Genomic DNA, 19,814 nt, shown 5'->3' on the forward strand with positions numbered 1-19,814 from the left:
ACTCCCTGATAATCTGCCCCAGTAAGTAATTACTTCATACATAACTGGACTTGCGAGGAGCTTCACATGTACCTGCTGGCAGCAGGGCAGGCGACGTCATCCGATATCCCCTGGGGCATCACCGTCCCACTGGGCATCATTGGCGCACTGCTATCCCTCCCCGCCTGGGTGTTCTTCATCCGCGGCGCGGCGCAGATCTTTACCACGATCCGACTGGGCCAACCGGCACTGAAGAGGACAGATAACCCCGCCGGCCGACTGATGAACCTGATCAAGGAGATCATCGGTCACACCAAGATGGCCAAGAAGCCAGGCGTGGCAATCGCCCACTGGCTCGTCATGGTCGGCTTCCTGCTGGGAGCCATGGTGTGGTTCGAGGCCTACATTCAGATCTTCAACCCTGAAGGCGGCTGGCCCATCATCGGTGACTGGGCCGTGTACCACTTCGTGGACGAGCTGCTGGGCCTGGGCACCGTCATCGGTATCATCACGCTAATCATCATTCGCCAGAAGATCGGCGACAAGGACAAGAAGGCCCGCTTCTACGGCTCCAACTCCGGCGCGGCTTACTTCGTTGAGGCCGTTGTGCTGATCGAGGGCCTGGGCATGATGTTCGTGAAGGCATCCAAGATCGCCACTTTCGCCAGCTACGAGGGCGGCCACGCGGCCACCGACTTCTTCACCATGCAGCTGGCCAAGATCCTGCCGGAATCCCCGCTGCTGGTCTCCATCTTCGCGCTGATCAAGCTGCTGTCCGGCATGATCTGGCTGTTCATCGTCGGTATGAACATCAAGTGGGGCGTTGCCTGGCACCGCTTCATGGCGTTCTTCAACATCTTCCTGAAGCGCAACGCCGACGGCCGTAACGCACTGGGTGCAGCGAAGCCGCTGACCTCCGGTGGCCGCATGCTGACCATGGAAAACGCAGACCCGGAGGAAGACTCGATCGGCGTTGGCAAGATCGACGACTTCACCTGGAAGGGCTGGATGGACTTCACCTCGTGTACCGAGTGTGGCCGCTGCCAGGAGCAGTGCCCGGCTTGGAACACCGCGAAGCCGCTGAGCCCGAAGCTGCTGATCACCAACCTGCGTGACCACGCCATCGAGTCCGCGCCGTACCTGAAGGCCGCACGTAAGGAAGAGGCCCACGCAGGTGGCATGTTCTCCGGCGAGGCTACCGACACCGCCGTTCTGGACGATCCTTCTGTTGACGCCCACGCGGACATGCCGTTGCTGCAGCTGGTTGCTGCGGGCGAGATGGGTGTTATCGACCCCGACGTGCTGTGGTCCTGCACCAACTGTGGTGCCTGTGTGGAACAGTGCCCGGTGGACATCGAGCACATCGACCACATTGTCGACATGCGCCGCTACCAGGTGCTGGTTGAGTCTGACTTCCCGACCGAGCTGGGTGGCCTGTTCAAGAACCTGGAGACCAAGGGCAACCCGTGGGGCCAGAACAACAACAAGCGCTCCGACTGGATCGAGAAGGCCAAGGAAGACGGCATCGAGGTGCCGGTCTTCGGCGAGGACATCGAGAACTTCGACGACACCGAGTACCTGTTCTGGGTCGGCTGTGCAGGCGTGTACGACGACAACGCGGTGAAGACCACCCGCGCTGTTGCCGACCTGCTGTACACCGCCGGCGTGAAGTACGCCGTGCTGGGCGAGGGCGAGGGCTGTACTGGTGACTCCGCCCGCCGTGCCGGTAACGAGTTCCTCTTCCAGATGCTGGCAGAGCAGAACATCGAGATCCTGGACAACGCCTTCGAAGGCGTGCCGCCGAAGCAGCGCAAGATCGTTGTGACTTGTGCGCACTGCTTCAACACCCTGCGCAATGAGTACCCGGAGCTGGGCGGTAACTACCAGGTAGTCCACCACACCCAGCTGCTGAACAAGCTGATCCGCGAGGGTCGCCTGGAGCCAGTATCTGCACCGCAAAACGGCCGCCAGGTCACCTACCACGATCCTTGCTTCCTGGGCCGCCACAACAAGGTCTTCGAGGCTCCGCGTGAGCTGATCGGCGCTTCCGGCGCCAACCTGGTGGAGATGGAGCGCAACCGCAATACTGGCTTCTGCTGTGGTGCCGGTGGTGCCCGCATGTGGATGGAAGAGGATCTGGGCGAGCGCATCAACCTGAACCGTACGGACGAGGCTCTGGCCACCGGCTCGGACGCCATCGCCATCGGCTGTCCGTTCTGTAAGACGATGATGACCGACGGTGTGAACAACCGTCAGGCCGACATCGAGAACAAGCAGGACCGCACCCAGGTTCTGGATATCGCCCAGATGTTCCGCGAGTCCGTCCTGGTGGACGGCGAGCTGCCTGCACCGAAGTCTCCGGAGTTCCTGGTTGCGCCTGAGCGTGGCTGGGTAGACGAGGAGAAGCTGGCCCGCGAGGAAGCCGAGCGCAAGGCCGAGGAGGAAGCCAAGAAGAAGGCTGCCGAGGAGAAGAAGCGCAAGGCCGAAGAGGCCAAGAAGAAGAAGGAAGCTGCTGCCGCCGCTGGTGGCGCTGCTGCTGGTGGCGCTGCCGCGGCGGGTGCTGCTGCGGCTGCCCCGAGTGCTCCAGCTGCTCCGAGTGCCCCGGCTGCGCCGTCTGCTCCGGGTGCTCCGGCTGCCCCGTCTGCACCTTCCGCTGGCGCACCTGCTGCACCGTCTGCACCGTCCGCACCTTCCGCTGGCGCACCTGCTGCACCGTCTGCACCTAGTGCTCCTTCCGCTGGCGCTCCGTCGGCGCCTTCCGCTGGCGCACCAGCAGCCCCGGGTGCTCCTGCTGCCCCGGGCGCGCCTGCTGCTCCTGGTGCTCCTGCTGCTCCGGCCGCACCTGCTGCTCCGTCGGCACCTTCCGCTGGCGCCCCGGCAGCTCCGGGCGCACCTGCTGCTCCTGGTGCACCTGCTGCTCCGGGCGCTCCGGCAGCGCCTGCTGCTCCGGGCGCTCCGGCAGCGCCTGCTGCTCCGGCTGCTGAGTCCAACAAGTCTGCAGAGGCTCCGAAGGCTGAGCAGTCTGCACCGGCTGCACAGCCGGCTCAAGATGGTGGCCCAATCAAGCTGAACGCCACCGCTCCGGGTGCCCCGGGCGCTCCTGCCGCAGCTCCGGCAGCCGCCGCTGGTGCAGGTGCCGCCGCAGCTGGCGCTGGCGCTGCTGCAGCCGCTGCTTCCGACGACTCGGACCAGGCAGAAGCTCAGGACGCCGCTCCGGCCGAGACTGCAGCCGAGTCCGCTGAGGCTCCGCAGGCAGCTCCGCAGGCAGCTCCGGCTGCACCAGCTGCACCAGCAGCTGAAGCCCCGAAGACTGAACAGTCTGCACCGGCGGCTCAGCCCGCACAAGATGGTGGCCCGATCAAGCTGACGGCCACTACTCCGGGCGCACCGGGTGCCCCGGCTCCTGCAGCCCCAGCTGCAGCTGCTGCTCCGGCTGCACCGGCTGCTCCGGCAGAGAATCAGCAGACTGAGGCTCCGTCCGAGGCACCTGCTGAGGCAGAGGCTCCGTCCGAGGAGCCACAGGCTGAAGTTGAGCAGACTGAGACCGAGCAGGCCGAAGCTGAACAGGCCGAGGAGACCACGGCAGAAGAAGCTCCGGCGCAGCCAGCACAACCGGCACAGCCGGCCAACGATGGCGGTCCGATCAAGCTGACCAACATCGTCCCCGGCGCTCCGGGTGCCCCTGGCGCACCAGGCGCACAGTAAAAGCGACTAGCTCGCACGCTGAATAGCGGCGGCGGGTCCAGCAGAACGCTGGATCTGCCGCCGCTTTTGCTTTAGCCACCAACGTGATGTCCCAAATCTTCCACTTTTGACGTTTTCCACTGAAATGATGACATCGTCAAAACGTCCTGACCTGCACAAAAGAAATAGTTATATAAACAGAGTGGAAGATTTGGGACATTCGCCCGCCAGCCAATCCCGGGGCTGGGAATGTACCCGTGGCGCGCAATATTCTAGAATGAAATCTCATAGAAAGAGCCCGCGCGCACAAGCCTCACGCCCACAGATAGAGGTAGGTTTCCATGACTGACGCTGATTCGAACGACAAGAACAACCCCCTCAACTCGGGGAAGTCCGTCAGCGACGCTGAAGAAACCTCCGTGATGAAGGCTGTCAGCGACTCTGACCTAAACGCTGGTGGCGCAGCTGCTGGCAAAACCTCGGGCACGGCCGCTAACCCCAATACCCCGGAAGCCCAGGAGAACCCCACCAACTCGGAAACCCAGGCAAACCCCGATACCTCAGCCGATAATTCGGCCAACCCTGGAGAAGACGAACAAGAGGAAGAAGAAAAGCCCAAGTCCGGCCTCCGGAAGTTCTTCGGGATCATGCCCTTCTGGGCCTGGGTACTCACCTTGGGCCTGATCGCCACCATCATCGTCGCCATCGGTGCGTTCGCCACCATGCGCTCCACAGAAACCGGCGCCCCCGGAAGCTCCAGCAACACTGAGCAGCTGAAGCCCTCGTACCCGAAGCCCACCACCACCGGAAAGTACGATGACGACGAAACGCCGCCGACCCCAGACGCGGGCCCCGGCTACGGAGGCGGCAACCAGAACTACTACGCACCCCAGGCACCCGTGCAGACGGAGCAGGAAACCCCCACCGAGTCCGAATCCGAAAGCTCCGAGCCGTCTAGCAGCGCGAAGCCCTCTCGCCCGCCACGCGATAACGAACCGCGCCCCAGCTCGCCAAACCGAGGCACCCCTCGCCCCGGTGGCATCGGCGGAGATGCCGGTGGCAACCCCTCCCCCGGCACCGGCAATAACGGAAACGGCAACGGCAATGGGCCCGGCAACGGTGCTGGCAATGGCGCCACGGATCCCGACGAAGACGCCACCCCGGACGACGACTAACCCACCCGACAGCCACACCTCGACCGGTCGAACCACGAGGGGGCGTCAATAAGAAAAACTATAAAAATAGCAGCCACAATGGCACAATGGGGAGAATGAGTACCCCCAAACGCCCAAGCGAACTGCGCACGCTGGATCAATCGACGAAGCTGCAAAACGTCCTCTACGAAATTCGCGGCCCGGTGAACACCGAGGCGGAGCGGATGGAGGCCGACGGGCACCGCATCCTGAAGCTCAACACGGGCAACCCCGCGGTGTTCGGCTTCGAGGCGCCGGATGTGATCATGCGCGACATGATCGCCGCGCTGCCGACGGCGCAGGGCTACTCCACGTCGAAGGGCATCATCAGCGCCCGCCGCGCGATTGTCTCCCGCTACGAGGTCATCCCGGGCTTCCCCCAGTTCGACGTCGAGGATGTCTACCTGGGCAACGGCGTTTCCGAGCTGATCACCATGACGATGCAGGCGCTGCTCAACGACGGTGACGAGGTGCTGATCCCCTCCCCGGACTACCCGCTGTGGACCGCCTCCACCTCCCTGTCCGGCGGCCGCCCCGTGCACTACCTGTGCGACGAGGAGAACGACTGGATGCCCTCCATCGAGGACATCAAGGCGAAGGTCACGGAGCGCACGAAGGCCATCGTGGTCATTAATCCGAATAACCCGACGGGCGCGGTGTACTCTCGCGAGATCCTGCAGCAGATCGTGGACGTGGCGCGCGAGCACTCCCTGCTGATCCTGGCCGACGAGATCTACGACAAGATCCTGTACGACGATGCACAGCACATCAATATCGCTTCCTTGTGCCCGGATCTGCTGTGCATCACCTACAACGGCCTGTCGAAGGCTTATCGCGTGGCGGGTTACCGTTCGGGCTGGATGGTGATTACCGGGCCGAAGGGGCATGCGAATGGCTTCATCGAGGGCATTAACGTGCTGGCGGGCACGCGCCTGTGCCCGAATGTGCCGGCGCAGCATGCGATCCAGGTGGCTATTTCCGGCCGCCAATCCATCGACGATTTGGTGCTGCCGGGCGGGCGCCTGCTGGAGCAGCGCAACGCCGCTTACGAGGCGCTGAACGAGATCCCGGGCGTGAGCTGCGTGAAGCCGATGGGTGCGCTGTATGCCTTCCCGCGCCTGGATCCGAACGTGCACGAGATCCACGACGACGAGCAGTTCATGTTCGACCTGCTGCGCTCGGAGAAAATCCACCTGGTGCAGGGCACGGGCTTCAACTGGCCGACCCCGGACCACTTCCGCGTGGTCACGCTGCCGTGGGCCCGGGATCTGCGCGCCGCGATCGAGCGCTTGGGGAACTTCCTGGCTAGCTACCGGCAGTAGCTGTTTTTCTTAGCGACGCCACCTCGCGCCCCAGCTAGTTCTGGAAGTTCAGGTAGGCCTTGGAGGGGGTCGGGCCGCGCTGCCCCTGGTACTTGGAACCCAGGGCGCCGCTGCCGTAGGGGGCTTCCGCCGGGCTGGTCATGGTGAATAGTGCCAGCTGGCCGATCTTCATGCCCGGGTAGAGAGCGATGGGCAGGTTAGCGGTGTTGGAAAGCTCCAGGGTGATGTGCCCGGTGAAGCCCGGGTCGATGAACCCTGCCGTGGAGTGCGTCAGCAATCCCAGGCGCCCCAGGGAAGACTTGCCTTCTAGGCGGCCGGCCAGGTGGGCGGGGATGCCGAAGCATTCCAGGGTCGCACCCAGGACGAACTCGCCGGGGTGCAGGATGAAGGCCTCGTCGTCGGGGACTTCCACCAGAGTGGTGAGTTCCTCCTGCGGCTGCTTCGGGTCGATGTGCGTGTATTTGGAGTTATTGAACACGCGGAACAGGCCGTCGAGGCGCACGTCGATGCTGGATGGCTGGACCATCTGATCGTCGTGGGGGTCGATCTTCAGCTCACCGGAGTTGATGGCGGCGCGGATGTCTCGGTCTGAAAGTAACACGCTCTATAGCCTAGCGGGTGTGGCGCTGTGCGCAGCCAGCTAGCCGTGTACTAGCCCCGCCCCAGCGCCAGGAAGTTCCAGCCCGCGGCTTCCCATTCCTTGCGCGGCAGGCAATTGCGGCCGTCCAGCACTGTGGGGTTGTCCCCGGCCACCAGCTTGCGGGCGGCTACCGGGTCGAGCTCCTGGAACTGCTTCCACTCGGTTGCCACGATCACGATCTCCGCGCCGTCGAGCGCTTCCTCTACGTTCGGCGCGTAGGTCAGCGTGGGGAAGATTTTCGCAGCGTTCTCCATACCCTGCGGGTCGTACACGGTGACGTTCGCGCCGCTCAGGGACAGCGAACCCGCTACGGCCAAGGCCGGGGAATCGCGCACATCGTCGCTGTTGGGCTTGAAAGCCGCACCCAGGACCGTCACGTTGCGGCCGATGAGGGAGCCGCCCAGCGTCTGCCGCGCCAGCTCTACTGTCTTCTCGCGGCGACGCATGTTGATGGCGTCCACCTCACGAAGGAACGTCAGCGCCTGGTCAGCGCCGAGCTCACCTGCACGCGCCATGAACGCGCGGATGTCCTTCGGCAGGCAACCGCCACCGAAGCCCAGGCCGGCGCCGAGGAACTTCCGCCCGATGCGGTCGTCCATGCCGATCGCGTCGGCGAGTGCGGTGACGTCCGCGCCGACGATCTCGCATAGCTCGGAGACCGCGTTGATGAAGGAGATCTTGGTGGCCAGGAAGGCGTTTGCGGAAACCTTGACCAGCTCCGCGGTCGGCAGGTCCATCACCAGGAACGGCGTGCCCTCCTCTAGCGCGGGGGCGTAGATTTCGCGGGCGAGGTCCTCTACCCGCTGCTGCTCGGCGCGGTCATCGCTGTTGGAGCTATCGCCGCCGAGGCCGAGGACGATGCGGTCGGGGTGCAGCGTGTCTTTCACCGCGTGGCCTTCGCGCAGAAACTCGGGGTTCCACGCGATGGTGATTCGGGCATTGTTTAGGGACGCCGCCACGATCTCATCTGCCTTCTGCTGCAGCTCGTGCGCAGTGCCGACCGGGACGGTGGACTTGCCAAAGATGGTGTGGTTGCCGCTGACCAGTGGGGCGAGCGTTTCGATGACGGCATTTACATAGGTGGTGTCCGCGGCATAGGAGCCCTTGCGCTGCGGGGTGCCCACGCCGATGAAGTGAACGTCGGCGAACTCGGCGGCCTCGGCGTAGTCGGTAGTGAAGCGCAGGCGGCCGGCTTCGATGTTGCGGGTGAGGATCTCCGGCAGGCCGGGCTCGAAGAAGGGTACGCGCCCTTCTGAGAGAGCTTGGATTTTTTCCGGGTCGACATCGACTCCGAGCACGTCGTGGCCCATCTCGGCCATGCAGGCGGCGTGGGTTGCGCCAAGGTATCCCGTTCCAAACACTGTCATACGCATAGCAGGCAAATTTACAATTGCTAGGTAAACGGGAAGTGACCTTCAGGTGATCTTGTGCGCAGCGTTTGGTTAACTGCGCTTAAGTGCGAGTGAGCGGAAGCTGAGGCGAGGCTGTGTGCCGAATAGTCGCGCTTTACCGCAGTTTCTGAGTATTTCCGGGAGGCACGATACACTATCCCCCCTCAATTCACCCCCAAAGCGAAGAGGGTGTGCAAGCCCCACATCGGCATATTTTTATGCGCATACCTGGGGAAATGACGTCGAATTCAGGAAATGTTCCCGAGGGTTCCACCATAAGTGACCTATATCACCGAGAAAGTCTCGTCCTCGCTTACCGAAACCCTGAAATCCCTGTTAAGGTAGCTATCTGTTAGGACTTGCCAGCGTTTCTACAGCTTCGCAGCCGGAATCTCTTATGAAAGAGCTAGTGGCGATCAAGGAGCCAAGAGAAGCTTAAGTGAAGTCCTTGACTTCGAACCACTCACACTTACAGAAAGGCATTTCAGATGCGTAAGTTCCGTAACGCAGCTCTGGCTGTTGCTACCGCTACCACCGTTGCCATCTCCGGCGTTTCCGTTGCTGCTGCCGAGGAGGACACCACTCAGGGCTCCGGCAAGGGTGTCTCCAGCTCCTCCGAGCTGAAGGACAAGCTGGGCTTCGACCAGGAAGTGACCGGCGAGCAGATCGGCAACTGGCTGAACCCGAAGTACGAGGGTGACAACAACAACCCTGCACCCTGGGCCAAGATCTTCGTTGCCAGTGGCATCGCCGCTGCTGCTGCTTCCGTTCTGGGCCTGATCATCGCTCCGGCCTACAACTTCCTGAAGTACAACGGTTTCCTGGGCTAATCCAGAGCTGCAATTCTCTTTCATCACACGATTTCAAGGAAAAGGATTTCTAACATGAAGAACTTCCGCAAGGCCGCTCTGGCCATCGCCACCGCTTCCTCCGTTGCTCTGGGCAGCACCGCTGTTGCTTCCGCTGATCAGGTCAACCTGACCGGCCCGAAGAAGGACGAGAAGGCTGTCTCCCAGACCCTGGGCAGCGACCAGGGCATCTCCGGTAAGGACGGTTTCGGCCTGACCCAGACCACCGATCAGCCGGGCTGGTGGATCCTGACCAAGACCCTGACCTACGGCGCTTTCGTTGGCGTTATCGCTAGCGTTGGCATCGCCATCGGCAACTACCTGAAGAACCAGGGCATCATCATCTAAGACCTGTTAGAGCTATAAGCTCCAGGCTATGATAGCCAAAGGGGCGGGAACGAGTAATCGTTGCCGCCCCTTTTCGCATGTCTATAGGGCCTTTTGTAGAAGATGCAATAGAGGCTTAAGTCGCTCTACTCCACATCAAGAGGCAGCCCTCACCGCTTCACACTGAAGCAAACTAGACCGGTGCCCGACAGTGAAAGGCTAGGCTGTCCACCTTTAACTGCTATCTAAAACAAACAAAAAGCGGGGAGCGTGCCATCATGCACACTCCCCGCTGAGGCTCTCTCTAAAAAATCCCCTGCCCGGCTGCTCCTCCGACCCGCAACCAAGGGTCTATCTCCTCCCCTACTTACAGCTCACGATCGGCTGCGGGTCGTAGACCGTGCGCTGGGTCTCGCGGGAAAGCTCCTTGCCCTTCAGATCCTTCACCACGCGGGTGTCGGTGATGGTGAAGCCCGGTGCGCCGGAGGACGGCGAGCAGTCGTCACCGTCCAATTCCATCTTCTTCGGTGAGGTCGGGTTTGTGCGCTCACCCGGGATCGATTCCACATCCACCTGCTTCACGCCGTGCAGACGCACAGTGACGGAATCGCCACTCACGTCCGTGGTGATGCGCACGGGCGTATCAAAGGGGTTCTTGAACTTCAGGTCGATCGCGCCCTCATACACGGTCGCCTCGCGGCCAGCCGGGTAGCGGGAAATGTAATAGGAGTGCGGGGTGTGTGCCACGTCCTCCATGCCCGCGAAGTACGAAGCGTTGTACAGCGTGGTTGCGAACTGCGAAATACCGCCGCCGACCGCCTTGCCGGCGTGGCCGTCGATAATAATGCCGGACTCCACAAAGCCCTGCGCAGTACCGCGCGGGCCAGTGTGACCATTCAGAGAGAACGTCTCCCCCGGCAGCACAATTGCGCCATTCACCATCTCCGCCACGCGGCGAATGTTGGTGCCCGAAGGGCCACTGAAGCCACCGGTAGTGAAGGTGCCCACCACATCGTCGAAGTGAGCCTTCTTCGCCTGCTCGGTGGTGTACTCGGCCTTCTTGTCCTCGTACACGACCTCGTGGTCGCGCTGCTTCTTATCCAGCGCCTTGCCCTGCAGGTCGCCCAGCGTTTCCTTCCACTTGATCTCCACGCCATCCTTGGACGGCACCACAGTGATGTCATCGCCGTTAAACTCAAAGCTCGCATCGCGGTATTCCACCTCGGTGCTAGAAAGCTGCTCGCTCAGGATCTCCTGCGCCTTCTCGGAGTTCCACTCCGGCATGAACTCGCCGCCGTCCACCTTGAAGGTCAGGATCTCGTGCCAGTTCTGCGGAGTGATCACACCGTCGACCTTGTCGCGGCCGTGGAACACCAGGTTCTTCGCCGTCGCCGGCTTCACGTACTGCTTGGCGGCCCGCTCGGCGGCGTCCTTATCCGCATCTGCCGGGGTGATCGTGGCCTCCACGTTCACGCGCCCGTCGGTGTTCAGCCAGTTTTCCCGCACCTCGGTATCCAGCAGTTCCCGGTCCACGGTCTGCCCCGGCTTGTCTTCTTTAATATCCGCCTTGCCGTCAGCGCCGACGGACAACTTGGCGTTTTCCGCGTCGCGGGTTAGCTCCCGCTCCACGCGGTTCAGGGACCGATTCAGGCCTTCGTCCGTAATCTTCGAGATAATGCCCACCTCGCGGGTCTCGAAGAAGGAACGGATGCGCGTAATCGGGTTCAGCGGCTGCTGGCCCGCCTGGTCCACCGTGGCGCCCCAGTCCACCTGCATGCCGGACTTGGCGGGCTCAATGGTGGAGCTCATGTTCCCTGCCAGAACCGTCACCGGCTGGCGGGTGCGTTCGCCCAGGTCATTGCGCAAACGCTGCTCCGCCTGGGACTTATCCACACCACTAATGTCCACGCCGCCGACGGTCACGCCGCGCGGCACCTTGCCTTCACTCATGGCCAGATCCACGCCGTAGAGGAGACCCCCCAGGCCGATCAACCCGACGAAGAACCACGCCCACCACGGAATGCCGCGGCGCTTGCGTGGCTTGACGGGCCGACGGCTCCGGTTAGTCTGATCCTGAGAATTCACGCAGGTTAGTGTATCGCGAATCCCCCGATCAGGGAATTCTTTTACTCGGTTACACAGGTACGATTCACAGAATCGCGCACTCGATCCTCAGGGATCCGCCCGTCGTCGATCGCCACGCGGATGGCCTCCACCACATCGGGGATCTCCACGGCCCCCGCTGCGGCAAGCGCCACGTCCGCTCCCGCCGCCAGCGCGGCCACGGCTGCCTCCGGGCCGGGGTAACGATCCGTCACGGCCTTCATGCCCGTCAGGTCGTCGGTGTAGATCACGCCGTCGAAACCTGGGGCGTCATGCTTCGGCCCATAACCGCCCTCCCGCAGCAGCTTGTAGGCCGCAGGGTTCACCGAGGACGGCAAAGGCTCGCCTAGCCCCGGCACCTCCACGTGGCCGACCATCACGGCCATGCCCTCAAAATCAACCAGCTCGCGGAAAGGCAGCAGGTCGTTGCCCTGCATCTGCTCCAGCGGCGGAGTGGTCACGGCACCCATGTGCGAATCCCCCGTTGCATGGCCGTGCCCCGGGAAGTGCTTCAGCACCGGGGTCACGCCCGCCTGCTGCAGGCCCTCCGAGTAGGCGCGCGCGTAATCCGCCACCACCTTCGGGTCGGCGCTGAAGGACCGCGAACCGATCGCGTTATCGGAAATCTCCTGCCCACCGGCCAGGTCCACCACCGGCGCGAAGTCCACGGTGATCCCCAAGTCACGGACCTTCTTGCCGTGTTCGGCCATAAGGTCACGGACCTGCTCGGGGCTCATCGTCTCCGCCATCTGCTGCGCGCTCGGCAGCTCCCCGACGATCCCGGAGAGGCGCTGCACCAGCCCGCCTTCCTCGTCCACGCTCACGGTCAGCGGTTCGCCCGCGCGCTCCTCAAGCGCCGCCAAACTACGCGCGGGGTCGCCCTGCCCATTCAGGATGGATCGATCGGTCTGCGAGCCAATGAAAAGGTGGCGCACACCTTCGTCGACGGCTTGTTCTGCTGATTCGTAGGTTGTGACGCCCACCGCAAGCATCCGGCCAGCCATCTCCCTAGGTGTCTTACCCTCCACCCGGGCACAGACCTGCCGGTTCTCCGCTGGGGGTGCGCTGGATTCGGCGGCACCGGAGCTTTCGGAGCTGGGCGCTGCGGAAGTGGCCGCGGAGGTGGAGGTATCGGCTGGCTGGTCAGTGGGCGTCGATAAGGAACAAGCGCTAGAGGCAACAACAAGAACGAAACCTAAAGCGCCAGCGGCTACGTGTCTACGGGGCATAGTATTAACGTAGTAACAAACGCAACGAGCAGTGCACCAATCGTGCAGTGCCCACCGAGGAGCGATACACATGACCGAGCAGGCAGAACAAGCCCAGCAAGCACACCAGCAGGCTTTCGACGCGAGCGGCGATACCGTCCTGATCGCCTACGACGGCTCCGCCGAAGCCCGTGGCGCCGTGGAGCACGCCGGGCGCTTCCTGTCCGCGAAGAACGCCTACATCCTGACCGTGTGGGAGCCGATCCACCGCCAAGCTGCGCGCGCGGCGGGTATGAGCGGCATGATGCAGCACGATTGGTCCAACGAAACCGGCGAGCAGCCGGAGGACGACGATCCGGCGTACGCAGAGGCAGTGAACATCTGCAACGAGGGCGTGGACCTGGCCAACTCCCATGGTTTTGTCACCGAACCCTTTCTGGTAGAGTCCGGAACAGCTATTTGGAGCGCCATCGTTGACGCTGCCGATGAGCTGGACGTGGATCTGATTGTCACGGGCACCCGTGCCCTGTCGGGTTGGAAATCCTTCCTGCAGTCCAGCGTGTCGGACAGCATCATCAAGAACGCTGGTCGACCCGTATTGATCGTCCCGCCGATCGAAGATGAGGACTAGTTTTCCCAAACGAAGGTCTGCTGGCGTTTCATTGGGTACTATCCACAAGAAGCTAGTACGCTAAAACCACAACAATCCCACTAGGAACAGGAATTAACATGGCTAACGAAACCGCCTCTAACCGTCGCGGCCTGGGCGCACTGGTCGCCTCCGCAGTTGCAGGCCTGGTCCTGGGCGGCGCCGCAACTTTCGGCGCTGGCGCAATGGCCGATACCACTGAACTGCCCACCGACGAACAGATCGCCGTGAACCAGGACAACGCATTCCTGGGCGCCGTCCAGTACGGCGGCCGCATTTCCGAATAAAGGCGCACCATCACGTGCCAACCACGGCGCATCGCCCCCTTTCTCGCCGCGCTTGGGTGTATAGCACCCTCGCGTGGTTTCTTTTCGCATTCCTACAGTCCCCCGGGCTGACCTCGGCCGACACGAAGCTGGACCTGACGGCCAACCCCTGGGGATTCCTCCGCCAAGCGCTGTACCCCTGGACGGATACTTTTCCGCTCGGGCAGCTGCAGAACCAGGCTTACGGGTACCTGTTCCCGCACGGCCTGTTCTTCGCCGTGTTTTCTTTCCTGTCCGGCTGGGTCACGCAGCGCCTGTGGTGGGGGCTGCTGCTGGCGCTCGCGTTCGCCGGCACGGTCCTGCTGCTGCAGCGGCTCGGCATCGGCAGCCGCGGCTCGCGGGTGGTCGCGGGCATTCTCTTCGCGCTCTCCCCGCGGGTCCTCACCACGCTCGGTGCCATTAGCTCCGAGGCGTGGGTGTGCGCGCTGGTGCCGTGGGTGCTGCTGCCCGTAGCAAGTGCGGCGATGCTGGGGCGGGATGCCCAGCTAGACCGCCGCACACGCTCCCACCTGGCAAAATACGCGCTACTTAGCGCCCTAGCCGTACTGTGCCTGGGCGCGGTGAACGCCGTCGCCACCGCCGTGGCCATCCTGCCTGCCGTGATCTTCTGGCTGGGCATGTGCATCCGCCGCCCGCGCGTGGGCCTGTACTTTGCGCTGTGGTGGGTGCCCGCAGGCCTGCTGGCCACGTTCTGGTGGATCGGCCCGCTGCTCCTGCTGGGCAAGTACTCCCCGCCGTTCACGGACTACATCGAGTCCGCATCCCTGACCACCAACTGGATGAACCTCGCGGAGATCCTGCGCGGCACCACCAGCTGGACTCCCTTCCTCTCCTCCGAACGCCAAGGCGGATACGAGCTGGTCGGCGAGCCCGTCTTCGTCGCGGGCACCCTGCTGGTGGCCTTCCTGGGCCTGTGGGGGCTCACCCGCCCGCAGCTGCCTTTCGCCCGCCGCTGGCTGGCGATCCTGCTGCTGGGCGTGGCCGCGATGGTATTCGCCACCGCCCCGATCTCCCCGCTGGCCTCCTGGGGCCGGATTTTCCTGGATGGCGCGGGCGCCCCGCTGCGCAACCTGCATAAGTTCGACCCCCTGGTGCGGTTGGCGCTGGTGGTGGGCATTGCCCACGGCCTGGCGCGCCTGCCCTGGCCGGGGCTTAGCCGCGAACGCTGGGCGCGGTGGCTCCACCCGGAGAAGCACGCGGAGGTTCCCCGCGCCATCGCCATCTGCCTGCTCGTCGTCGTAGTCACCGCCACCGGCTGGTCGGGGCGCATCGCCGCCGCGGACGCCTACCGGAGCGTGCCCGACTACTGGACCGAGGCAGCGGACTGGCTGAACTCGGAAGTCGCCAAAGAAGCCGGAGAAACCCACGCCCCCGCCCGCACCATGATCCTCCCCAAGGCGCGCTTTGCCCGCCAGACCTGGGGAAACACCCGCGACGAACCCGCTCAGCCCCTGTTGGACATGCCGTGGGTCGTGCGCGACTCCGTACCACTTGTGCAACCCGAGGCCATCCGCGGCCTCGACGGCGTGCAGCGGGAGCTGGAAGCCGGCACCGCCATCCCCTCCCTCGCCGCCGCACTATGGCAGCAGGGCGTGGGCTACCTGGCACTGCGCTACGACCTGACCACCGCCGCAGACACCCCAGGCGCCAAGCGGATCGAACGCACCCTCGAGCGCTCCGGCGGCTTCAGCAAGGCCGCCGCCTTCGGCGACGACGAGCAGGTGCGGATCTATCGGGTCGATCCTGTTGCTTCTGACACTGGGGGCACTGGGGGCACTGCGGGTGACCTGCGGATTATTGACGCCGAACGCCTCGACGTCTCCCATTCCAGCGCCGAATCCCTCCCCCGCCTGGCAGCGGCGGACGCGGCCCTGGGTAGGCAGGGTGCGGCGCGGGCGCGTGTGGGGGCGTCACAAGGCAAGGAACTAGAGCTACCCGCGCAAACGGTGACGGACACGCCCGCGCTGCGCGACCACAACTACGGCAACGTGGTGGGCGCGGACAGCGAGATCCGCAGCGAAGACGACCCGGTGCAGGTGCTGAACCCGGTGCGCGACTACCCCGTGCGCGATGCGGACGGGCAGGAGGTTCCGCCGGAGCAGATGACGCGCGTGGAAGGCCGCGGCGAGGTGCGGGTCTCCTCCACCGCCGCGGACCCGACGAGCTTCGGCGGGGCGGAAACGTACTCTTCTGCAACCTCCGCGGTGGATGGTTCACACAGGACCGCGTGGCGGCCGACGGTCGGCAACGTGGCGGGGCAGTACATCGAGTTCCGCATGGACGAGGCATACAACAGGCTGGGCTTGCACCTGGACATTCAGGGCCGGCCTGCGCGTGTGCAGGTGACGACGTACCTTCAGGGCAAGATTGTGTCGGGCACGTCGGCAACCCTTAAGACCGGCGAGACCAACAAGGTGAAGGTGCCCGCCGGGCGGGCCGATGCGATCCGCGTGACGATCGTGGGCTCCTTCGGCGACTTCGGCGTGGCCGAGGCGAAGGTGCTGGCCGATGGGGAGAAGGACGTCACGCCGCGGCGTGTGCCGACGGTGCCCCCGGTGGATGGCGGCGACGACTCACAGGGCAACGCAGGGGCAACAGGGGCAACACTGAACCGGTGGGTATTCGGCCAGGAAATCAGCGAATCCGTCATGCTTCGCGGCTTCGAGGTGCCGGAGGCAATTGGCAACGGTGCGGGCGAGCTGCCGGTCGTGGTGCACACCTCCGAATGCGCCCGCGAGAACCCGGCGCCCGTGACCATCGACGGCAAGGACTACACCTGCGGAGACACCCTGAACCTTCCCGCGGGCAAGCACGTGCTGTCCACCACGGCGCGCTGGGCGGCACTGTCCGTCGCCGAGCCGCTGTACGGCGCGGCGGTGCGGGAAACCCCGGCGGCGCAGCCGGTGGAGCAGGCCAGCCCGCGGGAGCAGCTGGCACCCGGCGAACAGTCCGCCCGCTTGGAGGCCTCGAATAAGAAGCGCGTGCTGTTCAGCCCCTCGCAGGCGAACCCCGGGCGCATCGCCACGCTGGAAGATGGCGGCGAAACCACGCAGCTCACACCGATCACGGTGAATGGGTGGCAGCAGGGCTGGATCGTCCCGGAGGGCAAGTCCGGTCTGGTCACCATCCACTTCGAGGGCACGAAGCTGTACCGCGCGTGGCTGGCCATCGGCCTGGTGGCGGCGCTGGTGCTAGTGGGGCTGTGCATCTTCGTGGTGCGGCGGACCCGCCGGATGCCGGGGCTGCCGGAGGTATCGGCAGCAAACGAGACTCAGGCCACGGGGCGCACCCAACGGAGCCGTGCCTTCCGCCGCGCCATCCTGGCGGGCAAGGCCATCACCGGGGCGGCCGCGTTCCTGGCGCTATTGCTATGCATCCGCGGCGCTTGGGGCAGCGGAAACTACTACGCGGGCGGGTTCGTGGTGAACGGCGCGCTCGCAGTCGTGCTGCTGGCCGTGGTGGTCTCTGTCTTGGCATCCCGCACCGAGCGCCACCAGGAATTAATAGACCGGCGCGCGGGCTCCTCCACCAACGAGTAGCTCAGCGCGGCCACCGGCACGCTCAGCACGAAGGTTGCCACCAGCACCAGGGCGGTGTGCCCGCTGAACAGCGGCACGCCCAGCAGCGGAAACACCAGCGATAGCAGCGACATGTGCCACAGGAAGATCGCATACGACCAGCGGCCCAGCGCCTGCATCGGCGCCGACTCCAGGAACTTCGACCGTGGCGCCAGCGTGTAAGGAACGATCAGCGCGGCGGCGAACACCAGGCCGTAAAGCGTTCGGCGGGCAAACTCCGCCGGCGCCGCGTGCGTCAGGCCCTCCGGTCCGTCCGAGGCCGCGACCGCCAGCGCGCCGATGGCCAGCAACCAGAACACCCAGCGAAACTTCGCTACGAATCGCACCTCCGGCAGCTGGTACCGGGCGTCTATACCCTCGGCCCCATCCTTACCCGTGCGCGCGTAGGCACGATCCTGCACGATAGACTCCAGCTCCGCGCCGAGCAGCCCCACCCCGAACCACGCGATAAACGCAGGTGGCATGATGTGCGGGTTCAATCCACCCGGCGCCGGCGGCTCGGCGAACGCGGGGATGAAGGCCCAACCGAAGCTCGCCGCCGCCACTACAACGATCCACACGATGCGCCATTTTCTTTCTCGACGCCCCCACGCCACCGCAATCACAGGCAGCACTAGGTAGAAAGCCATCTCTACGCACAAGCTCCACAGGTGGGTCAGCCCGCCGATCAGTCCGCCGTCGACGTAGATCTGCACCATGATCACGTTCGAGATCATCTGCCACGCCGTCGGCGAGCCCGCAACCGGAAAGAACAGCAACACAACCGCAACGGTAACCAGGTAGGCCGGGAAGATGCGCCCCAGGCGCTTCACGTAGTAACCCGCCAAGGTCAGCAGATTGTCCTGCGAAGTAGATACCGCAAAGTCCGCGCGGTGGCGACGCCACAGCAGAAACCCGGAGAGGGCGAAGAACACGGGCACAAAGAAATCCGTGCGCGCCATCATGCGGTTCAGCAGGTTCCCCGTATCCGCGCCGGTTTGGAACGCAACGTGCGTGATGATGATGCCGGAGCAGGCAATCGCGCGGAGGCCTTCCAGTGCAGGTAGGAAGGGCGCGGGGCGGGCGGAGGGAATCTTCGTGCTCATCGGGATCAGCTTAACCGACCGGCACGCGAAAACACCCCCGAAGACTTTTCTAGAGAAAAATTCTAAAACTGCGAAGTATCTAGTTTTGATTGGCTAAAGTATTGGAAGCTTTACAGGCTAACTACAGTCACCGGATAGATATAGACAGATAGAGTCAGGAAACCCCATCCTATGAAGAGAATCCTCTCCTCCGTAGCGATCGTGCTCGGTGTAGCCATGCTGGTCTTTGCCATCGCACTGCCCACCTATGTCGTCCCGAAGGGCAAGGTGCTGCCGCTGGACCTCGTATCCACCACCATCACCCCGAAGACCCCCGGCAACCTGCTGGACTCTGGGGCGCTTGCTGCCGGCAAGCCGGTGGGCAACAACAAGGACAAGCCCGAGTGTAAGGGCGACAACCCGCAGGTGAGCTGCTTCATCAACAAGGACTTGGAGATGCAGTCCCAGCGCTTCACCACCGCCCAGGAGCCGTCGGACAAAGAGGTCGTGACCCTCGAGTCCGGCCAGACCCTGTTCCGCACGGACCGGGAAGAGCCGAAGAACCTGATCAGCGCGTCGATCGACCACATCACCCTGGATCGCAAGACCCAGATGCCCGTGCCGGAGCCGACGTCCTCGATCGAGCTGAACGCACCGGCCCTGGATGCAGCTGCCAACGAGGGTAAGGACGAAGAGGTCGAGGCCTCCGTCGCACCGTTCACCCGCCCCGGCATCACCTACCAGTTCCCGATGGGCACGGACCGCAAGTCCTACGACTACTTCGACATGCAGATCCTGAAGACCCAGCCGATCGACTACGTCGGTGAGGAAGAGCAGGACGGCGAGAAGGTCTACCGCTTCGAGCAGACCGTTCCCCCGACCGAGCTGTACCCGGCTCTGCGCGAGCGCCTGGAGGCCGACGGCGAGCTGTCCAAGGGCGACAAGGGTACCCTGGCCGCGCTGCGTCTGAAGTTCCCGGCGAAGGTCTGGGGCATCGACCCGGACGACATCAAGAACAAGGGCGACGAGAAGGCCGAGGAGAAGAAGGAAGACGAGAACGGCGAGGAGGGCGAAGACGGCGAGAAGGAAGAGGACCTCGGCCCCGAGGTTGAGCTGTCCCGCTACTACACCGTCCACCGCGTGCTGCGCGTGCAGCCGGATACCGGCGTGATCGTCAACGGTTCCGAGGAAGTCTTCCAGTACTACGCGCAGGACGACGAAGAGGCGCAGGAGATCTTCGAGAACAAGGAAGAGGAGATCAACAACCCGACCCGTACCGCCGTGTACTTCCCGGGTGCCTGGGATGACGAGTCCCGCGACGGCCAGATGAAGAAGGCCACCGACGGCCTGGAGAAGATCAAGCTGATGGGCACCATCCTGCCGTGGATCCTGGGCGTGGTTGGCTTGATCCTGCTGGTAGTCGGTTGGATAGCTCACCGCTCCGCTCGCCTGGCAGCTAAATAATTCCCGCAATTATTTCCGCTGAACCACTAGACTATTGG

The 19,814-nt window shown here is 63.8% G+C and carries 13 protein-coding genes and 1 pseudogene; 9 read left to right on the forward strand and 5 right to left on the reverse strand.

What is annotated here, in order from left to right; all coding sequences use genetic code 11:
- Positions 1 to 66 precede the first annotated feature (66 nt).
- The 3 genes from L8V00_RS09540 (at position 67) to L8V00_RS09550 (ending at position 6,178) form a co-directional block, all read left to right on the forward strand.
- The gene (locus L8V00_RS09540) at positions 67 to 3,684 is read left to right on the forward strand and encodes a (Fe-S)-binding protein (protein WP_269944885.1); all 3,618 of its coding nucleotides are present in this window, start codon (positions 67 to 69) and stop codon (positions 3,682 to 3,684) included.
- Between the two features lie 320 nt (positions 3,685 to 4,004).
- Positions 4,005 to 4,838 carry a hypothetical protein gene (locus tag L8V00_RS09545; RefSeq protein ID WP_269944886.1) on the forward strand — a complete coding sequence of 278 codons (834 nt, stop codon included), beginning with the start codon at positions 4,005 to 4,007 and terminating at the stop codon, positions 4,836 to 4,838.
- A 95-nt stretch (positions 4,839 to 4,933) separates the two neighbouring features.
- Entirely contained in the window at positions 4,934 to 6,178 is a 1,245-nt protein-coding gene (locus L8V00_RS09550) for a pyridoxal phosphate-dependent aminotransferase (RefSeq protein ID WP_172457266.1), read from the forward strand.
- 34 nt (positions 6,179 to 6,212) lie between these two features.
- On the opposite strand, the gene dcd is transcribed toward L8V00_RS09550, so the two are convergent.
- Together dcd and L8V00_RS09560 are read right to left on the reverse strand one after the other, a co-directional pair.
- Complete coding sequence (gene dcd, locus L8V00_RS09555; RefSeq protein ID WP_111711748.1) at positions 6,213 to 6,779, reverse strand: dCTP deaminase; 567 nt, start codon at positions 6,777 to 6,779, stop codon at positions 6,213 to 6,215.
- A gap of 50 nt (positions 6,780 to 6,829) precedes the next feature.
- Entirely contained in the window at positions 6,830 to 8,191 is a 1,362-nt protein-coding gene (locus L8V00_RS09560) for a UDP-glucose dehydrogenase family protein (protein ID WP_269944887.1), read from the reverse strand.
- Positions 8,192 to 8,697: 506 nt separating this feature from the next.
- Between L8V00_RS09560 and L8V00_RS09565 the strand changes: the two genes are divergently transcribed.
- A complete protein-coding gene (locus tag L8V00_RS09565; protein ID WP_269944888.1) occupies positions 8,698 to 9,039 on the forward strand; it encodes a hypothetical protein in 342 nt (113 codons plus the stop codon).
- 54 nt (positions 9,040 to 9,093) lie between these two features.
- Positions 9,094 to 9,405, forward strand: coding sequence for a hypothetical protein (locus L8V00_RS09570; protein WP_269944889.1), 312 nt, complete (start codon positions 9,094 to 9,096; stop codon positions 9,403 to 9,405).
- 342 nt (positions 9,406 to 9,747) lie between these two features.
- Here L8V00_RS09570 and L8V00_RS09575 read toward each other — a convergent pair whose 3' ends face one another.
- A complete protein-coding gene (locus L8V00_RS09575) occupies positions 9,748 to 11,469 on the reverse strand; it encodes a VanW family protein (RefSeq protein WP_269944890.1) in 1,722 nt (573 codons plus the stop codon).
- A gap of 41 nt (positions 11,470 to 11,510) precedes the next feature.
- On the reverse strand, positions 11,511 to 12,716 hold the full coding sequence (locus tag L8V00_RS09580; RefSeq protein WP_269944891.1) for a glycoside hydrolase family 3 N-terminal domain-containing protein: 1,206 nt from the start codon (positions 12,714 to 12,716) through the stop codon (positions 11,511 to 11,513).
- A 70-nt stretch (positions 12,717 to 12,786) separates the two neighbouring features.
- Between L8V00_RS09580 and L8V00_RS09585 the strand changes: the two genes are divergently transcribed.
- The 3 genes and pseudogenes from L8V00_RS09585 to L8V00_RS09595 form a co-directional block, all read left to right on the forward strand.
- Positions 12,787 to 13,326 (forward strand): universal stress protein, encoded by a 540-nt coding sequence (locus L8V00_RS09585; RefSeq protein ID WP_049050193.1) that lies wholly within the window; start codon positions 12,787 to 12,789, stop codon positions 13,324 to 13,326.
- Between the two features lie 98 nt (positions 13,327 to 13,424).
- Positions 13,425 to 13,631 (forward strand): DUF2613 domain-containing protein, encoded by a 207-nt coding sequence (locus L8V00_RS09590; RefSeq protein ID WP_005297166.1) that lies wholly within the window; start codon positions 13,425 to 13,427, stop codon positions 13,629 to 13,631.
- A 56-nt stretch (positions 13,632 to 13,687) separates the two neighbouring features.
- A pseudogene (locus L8V00_RS09595) lies at positions 13,688 to 15,709 on the forward strand (DUF3367 domain-containing protein); the annotation flags it as partial.
- A 1,364-nt stretch (positions 15,710 to 17,073) separates the two neighbouring features.
- On the opposite strand, the gene L8V00_RS09600 reads toward L8V00_RS09595, so the two are convergent.
- Positions 17,074 to 18,333: an acyltransferase family protein gene (locus L8V00_RS09600; RefSeq protein WP_269944892.1), complete on the reverse strand. Its 1,260-nt coding sequence runs from the start codon at positions 18,331 to 18,333 to the stop codon at positions 17,074 to 17,076.
- 171 nt (positions 18,334 to 18,504) lie between these two features.
- Between L8V00_RS09600 and L8V00_RS09605 the strand changes: the two genes are divergently transcribed.
- Positions 18,505 to 19,776 (forward strand): PorA family protein, encoded by a 1,272-nt coding sequence (locus L8V00_RS09605; protein WP_269944893.1) that lies wholly within the window; start codon positions 18,505 to 18,507, stop codon positions 19,774 to 19,776.
- Positions 19,777 to 19,814 lie beyond the last annotated feature (38 nt).

Origin of the sequence: Corynebacterium evansiae, from assembly GCF_027570065.1 — a bacterium.
In the GTDB taxonomy this organism is placed as follows: domain Bacteria; phylum Actinomycetota; class Actinomycetes; order Mycobacteriales; family Mycobacteriaceae; genus Corynebacterium; species Corynebacterium evansiae.